General features: G+C 62.5%; 12 protein-coding genes. 5 read left to right on the top strand and 7 right to left on the bottom strand.

Annotation, left to right across the window (positions count from 1 at the left end; all coding sequences use genetic code 11):
- The 7 genes from CAK78_RS02660 to CAK78_RS02630 form a co-directional block, all read right to left on the bottom strand.
- The coding region (locus tag CAK78_RS02660; RefSeq protein ID WP_141214107.1) for a transposase at positions 1-221 on the bottom strand (221 nt) is incomplete at its 3' end.
- Between the two features lie 614 nt (positions 222-835).
- The gene (gene trpA, locus CAK78_RS02655) at positions 836-1,642 is read right to left on the bottom strand and encodes a tryptophan synthase subunit alpha (RefSeq protein WP_094696281.1); all 807 of its coding nucleotides are present in this window, start codon (positions 1,640-1,642) and stop codon (positions 836-838) included.
- Positions 1,639-2,832, bottom strand: coding sequence for a tryptophan synthase subunit beta (trpB, locus tag CAK78_RS02650; protein ID WP_094696280.1), 1,194 nt, complete (start codon positions 2,830-2,832; stop codon positions 1,639-1,641). Before trpB ends, trpA begins: the two co-directional genes overlap by 4 nt.
- 80 nt (positions 2,833-2,912) lie before the next feature.
- Positions 2,913-4,421 (bottom strand): bifunctional indole-3-glycerol-phosphate synthase TrpC/phosphoribosylanthranilate isomerase TrpF, encoded by a 1,509-nt coding sequence (gene trpCF, locus CAK78_RS02645; RefSeq protein WP_176452642.1) that lies wholly within the window; start codon positions 4,419-4,421, stop codon positions 2,913-2,915.
- Entirely contained in the window at positions 4,421-5,434 is a 1,014-nt protein-coding gene (gene trpD, locus CAK78_RS02640) for an anthranilate phosphoribosyltransferase (protein WP_094696279.1), read from the bottom strand. Before trpD ends, trpCF begins: the two co-directional genes overlap by 1 nt.
- Before the next feature lie 10 nt (positions 5,435-5,444).
- Entirely contained in the window at positions 5,445-6,077 is a 633-nt protein-coding gene (locus CAK78_RS02635; protein ID WP_094696278.1) for an aminodeoxychorismate/anthranilate synthase component II, read from the bottom strand.
- Positions 6,074-7,726, bottom strand: a complete 1,653-nt coding sequence (locus tag CAK78_RS02630; protein ID WP_094696277.1) for an anthranilate synthase component 1 — start codon at positions 7,724-7,726, stop codon at positions 6,074-6,076. Before CAK78_RS02630 ends, CAK78_RS02635 begins: the two co-directional genes overlap by 4 nt.
- Before the next feature lie 437 nt (positions 7,727-8,163).
- On the opposite strand from CAK78_RS02630, the gene rnm reads away from it, so the two are divergent.
- The 5 genes from rnm (at position 8,164) to rluB (ending at position 12,196) form a co-directional block, all read left to right on the top strand.
- Positions 8,164-9,045, top strand: a complete 882-nt coding sequence (gene rnm / locus CAK78_RS02625) for an RNase RNM (protein WP_094696276.1) — start codon at positions 8,164-8,166, stop codon at positions 9,043-9,045.
- Between the two features lie 102 nt (positions 9,046-9,147).
- Positions 9,148-9,768 (top strand): L-threonylcarbamoyladenylate synthase, encoded by a 621-nt coding sequence (locus CAK78_RS02620; RefSeq protein WP_005302891.1) that lies wholly within the window; start codon positions 9,148-9,150, stop codon positions 9,766-9,768.
- Positions 9,716-10,651, top strand: a complete 936-nt coding sequence (locus CAK78_RS02615) for a segregation and condensation protein A (protein ID WP_094696275.1) — start codon at positions 9,716-9,718, stop codon at positions 10,649-10,651. The genes CAK78_RS02620 and CAK78_RS02615 overlap by 53 nt, the downstream gene beginning before the upstream one ends.
- 32 nt (positions 10,652-10,683) lie before the next feature.
- Positions 10,684-11,280, top strand: a complete 597-nt coding sequence (gene scpB / locus CAK78_RS02610) for an SMC-Scp complex subunit ScpB (RefSeq protein WP_094696274.1) — start codon at positions 10,684-10,686, stop codon at positions 11,278-11,280.
- A complete protein-coding gene (gene rluB / locus CAK78_RS02605; protein ID WP_005302885.1) occupies positions 11,273-12,196 on the top strand; it encodes a 23S rRNA pseudouridine(2605) synthase RluB in 924 nt (307 codons plus the stop codon). The genes scpB and rluB overlap by 8 nt, the downstream gene beginning before the upstream one ends.
- Positions 12,197-12,301 lie beyond the last annotated feature (105 nt).

Below are 12,301 nucleotides of genomic sequence, written 5' to 3'. Positions count from 1 at the left end.
TTCCCAGTCAATGACATCTGGTGATGGCAGTGATTGCATTGCAGCACGCGTGGCCGACTTTTCAGGTGACAACAGGTCTTGTTGGCACATTCAGGGCAGACAAAGCCGTGAGGAAAACGCCAAGTGAACAACGCGTTTTCGCACTGAGCTTCAGTGCCATAGTCCTTGAGAAGCTCAAACAGGCTGTAGCCTTTCTGGAATTGGACTTTGCTTTTGGCCATGATCTCGCTCCTCGATAACTGTGCATAAGATCAGTATAGTTCGGGGTGACTGCTAATCATGGGTAATCAGGTAGAAATAAATCATAACATTGCCAGACCAACCTACCTATGGCATCTGAATGTGTTTGATGGTCCCTCCTCCGATAAAGTTACCCTCACGGCTTTTAAAGAAACAATTAGGTGTCGGCGATGGCGAGTGCAGGCAAGGCTACCGCCCCTGAGTTTCAGCCCCCAGCTTACTGCTTGTCACCAGCGCGATAGCAACAATCGCTTCCATGGCGATCTCCTGAGAGATGGATTGTCGTTTGGCTATCTTAATGGCTAGGGTTGGGCGTTGAGAAGCATGTTTTGGCGGGAATCTGTGTTGGATCAATAAATTAGTTATCGGTTGGAGAGCAACTCATTTGGCAGAGAATGTAAAGCTGCCATCACCCCAGCCCTCTCCCGGAGGGATAGGGGGCAACATGCCCAGCGCTGCAAGCGGGGAGAAGCGATAAAAAGAAAGGGAGTCGGTCAGGCTCCCTTTGATACGGTGATGCAACGATGGCTGCTATGCGCAAGGTAGATACGCAGCCGGATCACTACGGCTAATGGCATGTGACCCATGCCGCCCCTTATCGATTGGTCGCGGCCTTCATGCCTTCCACAAACTCCTTCAAGCGGGTCAGCATATGCTCCGGATTCTGGTGGTGGGTCTCGATGATCTTCACCACGGCGGAGCCGGAGATGGCGCCGGCGGCGCCAGCGGCGATGGCCTCACGTACCTGAGCTGGCTCGCTGATGCCAAAGCCGAGCAGGGCGGGGGGGGCGTTGAACTCGCGCAGGGTGTTGATCAGCCCCTCAACCGGCATGCCGGCCTTGGTCTCGGCACCGGTGACGCCGGCGCGGCTCACCAGATAGGTGTAACCGGAGCCCAGCTCCGCCACCTGTTTCAGGGTCTCGGCGTCGCCATTGGGCGGGGCGATAAAGATGCTGTCGATGCCGAACTTGTCGGCGGCCGCCTTGTAGGGGGCGCACATCTGCACCGGCACGTCGGCCACCAGCACTGAATCCACGCCTGCCTGCTGGCACTTCTCGTAGAAGCCGTCAATTTTGCGCACATAGACTAGGTTGGCGTAGACCAAGAGGCCAATGGGCAGCTGCGGGTACTTGGCGCGGATGCGGCCGAGCAGCTCGAAGCAGTCGTCCGGGGTGGTGTGGCTGGCAAAGGCGCGCAGAGCGGCGCCTTGAATGGTGGGGCCGTCCGCTACCGGATCGGAGAAGGGAATGCCGAGTTCGAGGGCATCGGCGCCTCCTGCGACCAGCGCATCGACGATGGCCAGCGACAATTCAGGGGTGGGGTCACCCAGCATCACGAACGGTACGAAGGCGCCCTGATTGGCCGCGTCCAGACGGGAGAAGAGTTGTGCGTAACGGTTCATGACAAGGTTCCTTCTTTCTCGAAAATGTCGGCCACGGTGAAGATATCTTTGTCGCCACGGCCGGAGAGGTTGACGATGAGCACCTGCTCTTTTTCCGGTTCACTGCGGGCCATCTTGAGGGCATGGGCCAGCGCGTGGGAGGACTCCAACGCCGGTATGATGCCTTCGGATTTGGCCAGCTCCTGAAAGGCGTCCAGCGCCTCCTTGTCGGTCACCGAGGGGTACTCGGCGCGGCCGATGGCGGCCAGATGGGCGTGCTGCGGGCCGACAGAGGGGAAGTCCAGCCCTGCCGAGACGGAGTAGGACTCCTGGATTTGGCCCTGAGTGTCCTGCATCAGGTAGGAGTGCATGCCAAAGAAGACCCCCTTGCTGCCGTGACCGAGCGGCGCACCGTGCTCGCCGCTCTCGATGCCGTGACCACCCGGCTCGACGCCGATAAGGCGCACCGACGGCTCATCGATAAAGTCGGCAAACATGCCGATGGCATTCGACCCGCCGCCGACGCAGGCGATCACCGCATCGGGCAAGCGTTCTTCTTTCTCGAAGCACTGGGCCTTGGCCTCTTCGCCGATCATCTTCTGGAACTCCCGCACGATGGTGGGGAAGGGGTGCGGGCCGGCGGCGGTACCTAGCAGGTAATGGGCGGTTTCATAGTTGGCGGCCCAGTCGCGCAGCGCCTCGTTGCAGGCATCTTTCAGGGTGCTGGAACCGGAGTGCACCGGGATCACGGTGGCGCCCATCAGCTTCATGCGAAAGACGTTGGGCTTCTGACGCTCGCAATCCTTGGCACCCATGTAGACCCGGCACTTGAGGCCGAGCAGGGCGCAGGCCAGCGCAGTGGCCACACCGTGCTGACCGGCACCGGTCTCGGCGATGATCTCTTTCTTGCCCATCCGCTTGGCCAGCAGCGCCTGACCCAGCACCTGGTTGGTCTTGTGGGCGCCGCCGTGCAGCAGGTCTTCACGCTTCAGATAGAGGCGGGTCTTGGTGCCCTTGGTCAGATTGCGAGTCAGGGTGAGCGGGGTCGGGCGACCGGCATACTCGGTCAGCAGGGTCTGAAACTCGGCGATAAAGGCCGGATCATCCTTGGCATCGACAAAGGCCTTCTCCAGCTGGAGCAGGGCGGGGATGAGGATCTGGGGCACGTACATGCCGCCAAATTCACCAAAAAACGGGTTGAGCAGGGTCATGGTTTCTTCCTTATACCTTGAGTCGAAAACGGAACATCAATTACGAAACAGTGATTCAGTGGCGGCCTCACAGGGCGCGCTTACAGGTTGCGCAGGGCGCCGAAGGCGGCTGCAATCTTGTACGCATCCTTCTGGCCCGGGGCACTCTCCACCCCGGAGTTGAAATCAAGGCCGAGGCAGCCCACTTGCGCGGCTTGCAGGGCGTTGTCGGGGTTGAGGCCCCCCGCCAGCATCAACTTGGCTTTATCGAGATGGGCCAGCAGGGCCCAGTCGAACGCCTGACCGGTACCGCCACTCTGGCTGCCCACTTTGGTATCCAGCAGCAGCCGATCGGCCGGATAGTCGAGGGCGGGCAGCGGCTCGCCACTTTCCTTGTCAAGAGAGACGCCGACTGCCTTCCAGATTTGGCAGCCAGCCGGCAGCAGCGCGCGCAGTCCCTCGATATAGGCGGCATCCTCATCCCCGTGCAGCTGCACTGCGGCGAGCCCCAGCGCCTCCACCGTCTTGACTATGGTGGCGGGCTGGGCGTTGCGAAATACCCCGACGTAAGAGAACGGCGCGCCCGCCATCACGGCGCGAGCGGCGGGAATGTCCACATAGCGCGGGCTTTTGGCCACGAAGATCAGGCCGCCAAATACCGCGCCCGCCTGATGGGCGGCGGCGGCGTCCTCGGCGCGGGTGAGGCCACACACCTTGTTCTGGCCCAGTACCAGCTTGCGCACCGCCGCCTCCAGATCCGGCTCGGCCATCAGGGATGAGCCCACCAGGAAGCCCTTGGCGTGGTGGCGCAGATCCGCCACCTGGGCGCGGTGGTTGATGCCGGACTCGCTGATCACCACCCGATCGCTCGGAATATCTTTAGCCAGCTGTTTGGTGCGGTTGAGATCGACGCTCAAGTCGCGCAGATCCCGGTTGTTGATGCCAATGACCGGCGCCCCCAGCGCGATGGCGCGGGTCAGCTCCTCCTCGTTGCTCACCTCGGTGAGCACGCCAAGGCCCAGCTCTTTGGCGACCGCGAACAGGGCGCGATAGCCCTCGTCGGTGAGCACCGAGAGCATCAGCAGGATGGCGTCCGCCTGATAGTGACGGGCCAGATAGACCTGATAGGGGTCAATCATGAAATCCTTGCAGAGCACCGGCTGGCTGACGCGGCTGCGCACCCGGCTTAGATAAGCAAAATCCCCCTGAAAGAACTTCTCGTCGGTCAGCACCGAGATGGCGGTGGCGTATTTGCCATAGATGTCGGCGATGGCCTCCGGGCTGAAATCGTCGCGGATCAAGCCCTTGGAGGGGGAGGCCTTCTTGCACTCCAGAATAAAGCGGGTGGAGCCCGCCTTGAGGGCGCCTACGAAATCCCGATCGCTGGGGGTCAGCGTGCTCTGGAAGCTCTCCAGCGGCTGGGCCAGCTTGCGGGCGGCAACCCACTCCTGCTTGGCCGCCACGATCTTGCCGAGAATGGTCTGGCTGATGGAGGCCATGTTCAGAAAAGCATGGGGGGCAATAAGGTCTGACATCTCGTTATCCTTGCGAAACTGGCTCTTGCCCTGCGGGCGTTCTGAATGACTGCTGTGCAGAGTCGTGGCTGACATCATGCCTCCTGATGACTCAAGGTGGCGAGCCGGGCGGCGAGCTCCGCCGTCTTGCCGCTTGCCAGCACCGCCAGCACCTCGGCCGCCGCACTCTTGAGATCGGTCGCCTTGCCCGCCATCAGCAGCAGCGGTGCCACGTTGGCGGCAATGGCTGCGTTGTGGGCCGGGGTGCCACGCCCTTCCAGAATGGCGGCGGTGATGGCGCGGTTCTCTTCAGGCTCCCCGCCCTGAATGGCGCTGACCGGGTAGGTCTCCAGGCCAAAGTCAGCCGGGGTTAACAAAAACTCGCGGATCTCGCCGTCACGGATCTGGGCTACCTGGGTCGGGCCGTGGATGGCAATCTCGTCAAGGCCGGCGCCGTGCACCACCATACCGGTTTTCAGCCCCAGTGCCAGCAGGGTTTCTGCGATGGGGCGCACCAGCTCGGGAGCATAGACCCCCATCAGCTGATAGGTGGGGCGAGCCGGGTTGATGAGCGGCCCCAGCACGTTGAACAGGGTGCGGGTCCTGAGGGCCTGGCGCACCGGCATGGCGTGGCGCACGCCGGCGTGATACTGGGGGGCGAACAGGAAGCAGATGCCGAGCTCGTCCAGGCAGCGGCGCGCCTGCGCCGGGCTCATGTCGAGCTTGATGCCCATTTTGTCCAGCAGATCGCTCGAACCCGACTTGCTCGAGACCGAGCGGTTGCCGTGCTTGGCCACTTTCAGGCCGCAGGCGGCAGCGACCAGCGCCGAGGTGGTGGAGACGTTGATGGTGTTGAGGCCATCGCCCCCGGTGCCGACGATGTCGCAGAACTCGTAATCCGGACGCGGGAAGTCGCGCGCTTCAGCCAGCAAGGCCTCGGCGGCGCCGGCGATCTCCTCCGGGGTCTCCCCCTTGATCTTGAGGGCGGTCAAGAGACTGGCGAGCACGATGGGATCCACTTCGCCACGTACCACCTGGCCGAAGGCGTCGCGGGTACTTTCACGGCTCAGAGACTGACCCTGATAGAGGGTGTTGAGATGATGATGCATGTTGGTCTCCTTACCGCGCGCCGCGTGTCGAAAAAATGCTTTCTGGACGGGTGATATGGGCGAGCGCCTGGGTCAGCAGACGGGCCCCTTCCGAGGTCATGATGGATTCCGGGTGGAACTGGAAGCCCAGCACCCGCTCATCCTGCTGCTCGATGGCCATGGGCATGCCCTGATAGTGGGCAATCACCGTCAGCTCTTCCGGTACATAGGTGGCCACCAGCGAGTGGTAGCGGGCCACCGGCAAGGGGCTTTGCAGCCCAGCGAAGGCGCCGTGGCCGTTGTGCTCAATCAGGGAGCGCTTGCCGTGGACGATCTCGCCTGCCGCGCCGACGGTGCCGCCGTAGGCTTCGCACAGAGCCTGATGGCCGAGACAGATGCCGAGGATGGGTACCTGACCGCGGGCCAGCTTGATGAGGTCAATCAGGCAACCCGCCTCATGGGGGGCGCCCGGGCCCGGTGAGAGCACCAGTACGGCATCCCCTTCGCAGGCGGCGATCTCGCTCATGATGCGGCTGGCCGGCAGGCTGTTGCGGTAGATCCGCACCGGATAGCCGAGGGAGCGGAACTGGTCGACGAGGTTGTAGGTAAACGAGTCGAAGTTGTCGAGCAGGAAGATATTAGTGGCTGTTGATCCGGTACTCATTGGCTCACGTCCTTATGTTGCTCCTGCTGGGCGCTCAGGGCTTGCAGGGAGGTGCCATGGCTGGCAGCGATGGCGGCCAGCACGGCGGCCGCCTTGGCGCGGGTTTCGTCCGCTTCGGCTTGCGGCTTGGAGTCATAGACCACCCCGGCACCGGCTTGCACATGGGCCACGCCCTCTTTCACGAAAGCGGAGCGGATCACGATGCAGGTATCCATCTCGCCGGCGCCGTTGATGTAGCCGACCGCGCCGCCGTAGCTGCCGCGGCGCTTGCCTTCCACCATGCGAATAAGCTCGCTGGCGCGGATCTTGGGTGCGCCGGTGAGGGTGCCCATGTTCATGCAGGCCTGATAGGCGTGCAGGGCGTCAAGGTCAGAGCGCAAGGTGCCGACCACCTTGGAGACCAGATGCATCACGTGGCTATAGCGATCTACTTTCAGCAGCTCCTTGACGTAGCGGGTGCCGGGCTCCGAGATGCGGGCGATGTCGTTGCGGCCCAGATCCACCAGCATCAGGTGTTCGGCCACCTCTTTTTCATCCTGACGCAGTTCCAGCTCGATGCGGCCGTCCAGATCCCGGTTGATGCTGCCATCGGGGTTGAAGCCGCGGCGGCGGGTGCCGGCGATGGGGTACATCTCGACATCGCGGCTGGTGGCGCAGAATTTCACCGCGCTCTCCGGCGAGGCGCCAAACAGGGTAAAGCCCTCGTCCTGCACGTAGAACATGTAGGGGCTGGGGTTGGTCTGCTTGAGGCGGCGATAGGCGGCGATGGGGCTGGGGCAGGGCAGGGAGAAGCAGCGGGACGGTACCACCTGGAAGATGTCGCCACGGCGGATAAAGCCCTTGAGTTTCTCCACCTCGGCGCAGAACTGCTTGTCGCTCTTGTCCACGCTCATGCCGCCGGCGAGGGCCGGGGTGGCCGGGGCCTGTGCAGGGGCTTGCTGGCAGGCGTGCTTGAACTGGGCGAGACGCTCGCTCAGGCGGTGGTATCTGTCTTCCACCCGGCTCTCGTCGCTGTCGCCGCCGAAGATGCAGGCGAGCAGCGCAGTGGAGCGCGCGATGTGGTCGATGGTGATCAGGGTCTCGGCCACGTAGAAGCAGTAGTCGGGGCAGTCGTTGCTCCCCTCCGGTACCTCGGGCAGATCTTCAAAGGAGGCGATGAGGTCGTAGGCGAAGCTGCCGGCCATAAAGAGCGCCTCGCTGTTCGCGCTAGCGTCAAGAGGGCCGAGCTGGCAATCAAGCTCCCGCTGCAGGGTGCGCAGCACGTCCAGCACGCTGATCCCCTTGAGACGGCTGTCTTCGTCCTGCTCCCGATCAGAGGTCGGGAAGTCGAGCTGCAGCTCGCCGGCCACCATGCTCTGGGTAACGGCGGCGGGCAGGCGCTCGGCCAGCAGGCTCTGCAGCTGGGCGCCGTTGTCGTTGAGGCTGCGCACCCGCACGGTGCGACCACGGCATTCGATGCGCAGGCAGGCGTCCACCAGTAGCAGGCTCTGTTTGCCCGCCTTGGAGTCGATCTCCACCGATTCCAGCAGCAGGTTGTTGGGGCGACCCTGGCAGAGCTGGCTGTAGAGTGCCAGCGGATCGGCCACATAGGGGGCGTTGAGGGTGAGGGTATCGAATTCACCCAGAGGAAGGCGATGGCTGGCTGTCATAGTGCGTTCCCTCGCGTGTGATGCTGTTTACCGATGTTCATGACGTTGAATTCCTTGAAAATTTAATGGGTCCGGGGTGGCTGGTTCAGGGGCGCCATCGCCAGGTCAGCTTGCTTGTCTGAATTCTCGGTTTCATCACAGGTCCATTTGCCGGATAATAAAAAAGCCCGCTGGGGTCAGCGGGCTTTTTCTTTGGGTTCTTTATTTGCTGTCAGATTTACAGGTACAGCAACGACCACACGCCCGCATGTCAGGGAGTGTGCCACCACCAGATGGTCAGGATGGAAGTCGTTTGCATGATAAAGTCCTGTAAAAAGATGTTTGCAATGAAGTGCCTACAGAAAACGATAAAGCCGCGGCCAAGTCAAGTCGCTTTTTAGCCTTCTTTCACCGAATGTGTACCCATGGTGACCTGACCACGAGAGCGGAATAATCTGATGAGATTCGATCTACACTGCCATACCACGGCCTCGGATGGGGTGCTGAGCCCCGCCGAACTGGTGCGCCGCGCCGCCGAAAAACAGGTCGAGGTGTTAGCAGTTACTGACCACGACACCCTTGCTGGGCTTGATGAGGTGCGCCGCACCATCGAGAACGAGCAACTGCCGCTGCGGCTGGTGAGCGGGGTCGAGATCTCCACCGGCTGGGAGCATCACGAGATCCATATCGTGGCGCTGGGGGTGGATGAAAAAAATGTGGCGCTCACCGATTTTCTGGTCGGCCAACAGGCTCGTCGCGAAGCACGCGCCCAGGAAATAGGGCGTCGTCTGGAGAAGTGTCTCATTCCTGGCACCTATGAAGAGGCCAAACAGCTTGCTGGCGACGCGGCCGTGACCCGGGCCCACTTTGCCCGGGTGCTGGTGGCGCGCGGGGTGGCCGACAACATGCAGAAGGTATTCAAAAAGTACCTGAGCCGGGGCAACAAGGGCTATGTGCCGGCCGAGTGGCCCGAGATGGGTGAGGCGATCAGCGCCATTCACGGCGCCGGTGGCCTGGCTGTGCTGGCCCACCCGAGCCGCTACGATCTCACCGCCAAGTGGATCAAGCGGCTGCTGGTGGCCTTCAAGGCGGCCGGTGGCGATGCCATGGAGGTCTCGCTGCCCCAGCAGAGCCCCCAGGAGCGGGCGAATCTCGGCCAGTGGGCCAAAGAGCACGACCTCTATATCTCGGTGGGGTCGGATTTTCACTTCCCCTCCAACTGGACCGAACTGGGTCGCCACCTCTGGTTGCCCAAGGAGGGGATGCCGGTATGGTTGGCGTATCCCGGTCACTTCGGGCTGAACGCCGAGCAGCACGCCACCCTGCTGGCCAGCCGTTGAAGGGCGCCAACGGGCGCCAAACAGAGTAAGGTAGTGTCGTGAAGCCCGGCTTCGCGGCCATCAAGCGGGCAGAGATTGCTGCCCCCATTGCGAGAACGAGTCATGAGTCAGCACTTTTACGTACACCCGGAAAACCCCCAGGCCCGCCTGATCAGCCAGGCGGTGCAGATCATCCAGAATGGCGGCGTCATCGTCTATCCCACCGATTCGGGTTATGCGCTGGGTTGCCAGATGGGTGACAAGGGCGCGCTGGAGCGCATCTGCCGCATCCGCCGCATCGATCCCAACCACGACTTCACCCTGGTGTGCCGCGATCTCTCCGAGATTTCCACCTATGCCAAGGTGGACAACAGTGCGTTTCGCCTGATCAAGAACAACACCCCCGGCCCCTACACCTTCATCTTCAAGGCCACCAAGGAGGTGCCGCGCCGCCTGATGAACGAGAAGAAGAAGAGCATCGGCATCCGGGTACCGGACAACAAGATTGCCCAGGCGCTGCTGGAGGCCCTCGGCGAGCCGCTGCTCTCCACCACCCTGATCCTGCCGGAATCTGACATGGCGGAGTTTGACCCGGAGGAGATCTTCGACAAGCTGGGCAAACAGCTGGATCTGGTGGTCAACGGCGGTTATCTGGGCGAGCAGCCCACCACAGTGGTGGACTTCTCCGACGATGAACCCGTGCTGCGTCGGCGCGGTGCCGGGGATCCGACCCCGTTTGAGTGATACGGTCGAACCGGTCGCCATGACGGCCGCCCAGCCGCCCGCAGGGGCTGGCGAGGGGGCACCGTCGGCGCTCTCTCCTATCGCCCGGGTGCTGGGGCAGCCCTACCATGAGCTGCCCCAGGATTTGTTTATCCCACCCGATGCGCTGGAGGTGTTTCTCGATACCTTCGAGGGGCCGCTCGATCTCTTGCTCTACCTCATTCGGCGTCAGCAGCTCGACATCCTCAACCTGCCGATCCTGCAGATCACCGCCCAGTACATGGAGTACGTGGAGCTGATGCAGGGCCTCAATCTGGAGCTGGCAGCCGAGTACCTGCTGATGGCGGCCTGGTTGGCGGAGATCAAATCCCGCATGCTGCTGCCCAAGGCGCCTGAGCTGGAGGATGAAGAGGAGGGGGAAGACCCCCGCGTCACCCTCATCCGCCGGTTGCAGGAGTACGAGCGCTACAAGGTGGGGGCTGAGCGGGTCAACGAGTTGCCGCGGCTGGAGCGGGAGATCTTTGTCGCCAGCGCCATGGCGCCGGATTTTGGCGATCTCAAACCACTGGCGCCCGATGTTTCGCTGGTTGAGCTCGCCCTTTACATGCAAAGTGTGGTAAAACGCGCGACTCATTTTGAACATCACCAGATCCGCCGCGAGCAGATCCCAACCCGGGTGCGCATGGCGGAGATCCTCGCCATGCTCTCGCTGGGCCAGACCCTGCGCCTGGAGCAGGTGCTGCGCGCCGAAGAGGGGCGCATGGGGGTACTGGTGACGTTTCTGGCCTTGCTGGAGCTCTGCAAGGAGCAGCTGATCTGGATCCTGCAGGCGGAACCCCTGGGGCCCATTCACTTTGCCCTGGCCGACCAGCATGAGGAGAGCGAGCGTGGCGCTGCCCACTGAACGGCTGCGGCCGATAATGCGAGGAGCGGACCATGGCGCTGCCGGCTGAACGACTCAAGACGCTGATCGAAGCGGCGCTGTTCGTTGCCGGGCGCCCGCTCAACGTCAGCGAGCTCAAGAGCAGCGTGCTGGCGGACTACCCGGTCACCAGCCGTTACGTGCAGCTGCTGCTGGCGGAGCTCAAACAGGATTACAGCGAGCGGGGGGTGGAGCTCAAGGAGGTCGCCTCCGGCTGGCGCTTTCAGGCCCGCCAGGATTACGCCGAGGAGCTCTCGCGGCTCTGGAGCGAGCGGGCCCCGCGCTATTCGCGCGCCGTGATGGAGACGCTGACGTTGATCGCCTATCGTCAGCCCATCACCCGGGCCGAGATCGAAGCCATCCGTGGGGTGGCGGTCTCGAGCCAGATAGTGAATACCCTGAAAGAACGTGGCTGGGTGCGCAGCATAGGTCACAAGGAGGTGGTGGGTCGCCCGGAGCTGCTCGCCACCACCCGAGAATTTCTGGATTATTTTAATCTGCAGAGTCTGGAGCAGCTCCCCGAGCTTGATCCCGAACTGCAACCCTCGTTGTCCACGCTGACGTTGTCAGAGGCGGGCAGCGATCAACAATCAGGTAACCCCGATGAGTGAAAAACTGCAAAAAGTGTTGGCCCGCGCGGGTCACGGCTCCCGTCGTGAGATGGAGGCCCTGATCACCGCAGGTCGGGTCAGTGTGGATGGCAAGGTCGCCACGCTGGGGGATCGCGTCGAAGTGAACGCCGTGATCCGGGTGGATGGTCACCAGGTCAAGACCCGCGCCGCAGAGGAAGTGATCTGCCGCGTGCTGGCTTACCACAAGCCGGAAGGGGAGATGTGTACCCGTCACGATCCGGAAGGTCGCCCCACCGTGTTTGATCGTCTGCCCAAGATGGAAGGGGCTCGCTGGATAGCGGTCGGCCGCCTCGACGTCAACACCTCAGGTCTGCTGCTGTTCACCACCGACGGTGAGCTGGCCAACCGGCTGATGCACCCGAGCCACGAAGTGGAGCGGGAATACGCAGTGCGCGTGTTTGGCGAGATCACCGAAGCCATGCTGCAGCGCCTGCGCAAGGGCGTGCAGCTGGAAGACGGCATGGCCAAGTTCAACAAGATCAAGCCGGCCGGCGGTGAAGGTCTGAACCAATGGTTCAACGTTACCCTGACCGAGGGGCGCAACCGTGAAGTGCGCCGCCTGTGGGAGTCCCAGGAAGTGCAGGTGAGCCGCCTGATGCGTATTCGCTATGGCGACGTCAAGCTGGATCGCGGCATCCCGCGCGGCGGCTGGCAGGAGCTGAAACTGCCCGAGGTGAACTACCTGCGCGGCCTGGTCAACCTGCCGCCGGAGACCGAGTCCAAGGTCGATCTGCAGCAGGATGGCAAGGCCAGCCGCCACAAGCAGGCCGCCCAGATCCGTCGCGCCGTCAAGCGTCACAAGGAGATGCAGGGCAAGGAGCCGCGCGCCCGCGCCACCACGGCTCGTCGCAAGCCGCAAGCCTCGACCCGCAACTCCGGCACCGGCAGCAAGTAAGCGCCCAGTCGCACTGTAAAAGGCCCGCCTCTTCGGCGGGCCTTTTCGTTGGCGCCTGCTGCGTCCGTTATTGTTCAATGTGCAGGATTGCTGAATTAATGGGGC

Source organism: Aeromonas sp. A35_P (assembly GCF_002259925.1).
GTDB lineage: Bacteria > Pseudomonadota > Gammaproteobacteria > Enterobacterales > Aeromonadaceae > Aeromonas > Aeromonas dhakensis.
The sequence above is the reverse complement of the archived record's forward strand: the minus strand, read 5'-3'. Positions and strand labels throughout refer to the sequence as shown.

Coding starts and splice junctions, on each gene's coding strand:
- trpA (WP_094696281.1), bottom strand. CDS start 1,642: ATGAACCGTTACGCACAACTCTTCTCCCGTCTGGACGCGGCCAATCAG.
- trpB (WP_094696280.1), bottom strand. CDS start 2,832: ATGACCCTGCTCAACCCGTTTTTTGGTGAATTTGGCGGCATGTACGTG.
- trpCF (WP_176452642.1), bottom strand. CDS start 4,421: ATGTCAGCCACGACTCTGCACAGCAGTCATTCAGAACGCCCGCAGGGC.
- trpD (WP_094696279.1), bottom strand. CDS start 5,434: ATGCATCATCATCTCAACACCCTCTATCAGGGTCAGTCTCTGAGCCGT.
- CAK78_RS02635 (WP_094696278.1), bottom strand. CDS start 6,077: ATGAGTACCGGATCAACAGCCACTAATATCTTCCTGCTCGACAACTTC.
- CAK78_RS02630 (WP_094696277.1), bottom strand. CDS start 7,726: ATGACAGCCAGCCATCGCCTTCCTCTGGGTGAATTCGATACCCTCACC.
- rnm (WP_094696276.1), top strand. CDS start 8,164: ATGAGATTCGATCTACACTGCCATACCACGGCCTCGGATGGGGTGCTG.
- CAK78_RS02620 (WP_005302891.1), top strand. CDS start 9,148: ATGAGTCAGCACTTTTACGTACACCCGGAAAACCCCCAGGCCCGCCTG.
- CAK78_RS02615 (WP_094696275.1), top strand. CDS start 9,716: ATGAACCCGTGCTGCGTCGGCGCGGTGCCGGGGATCCGACCCCGTTTG.
- scpB (WP_094696274.1), top strand. CDS start 10,684: ATGGCGCTGCCGGCTGAACGACTCAAGACGCTGATCGAAGCGGCGCTG.
- rluB (WP_005302885.1), top strand. CDS start 11,273: ATGAGTGAAAAACTGCAAAAAGTGTTGGCCCGCGCGGGTCACGGCTCC.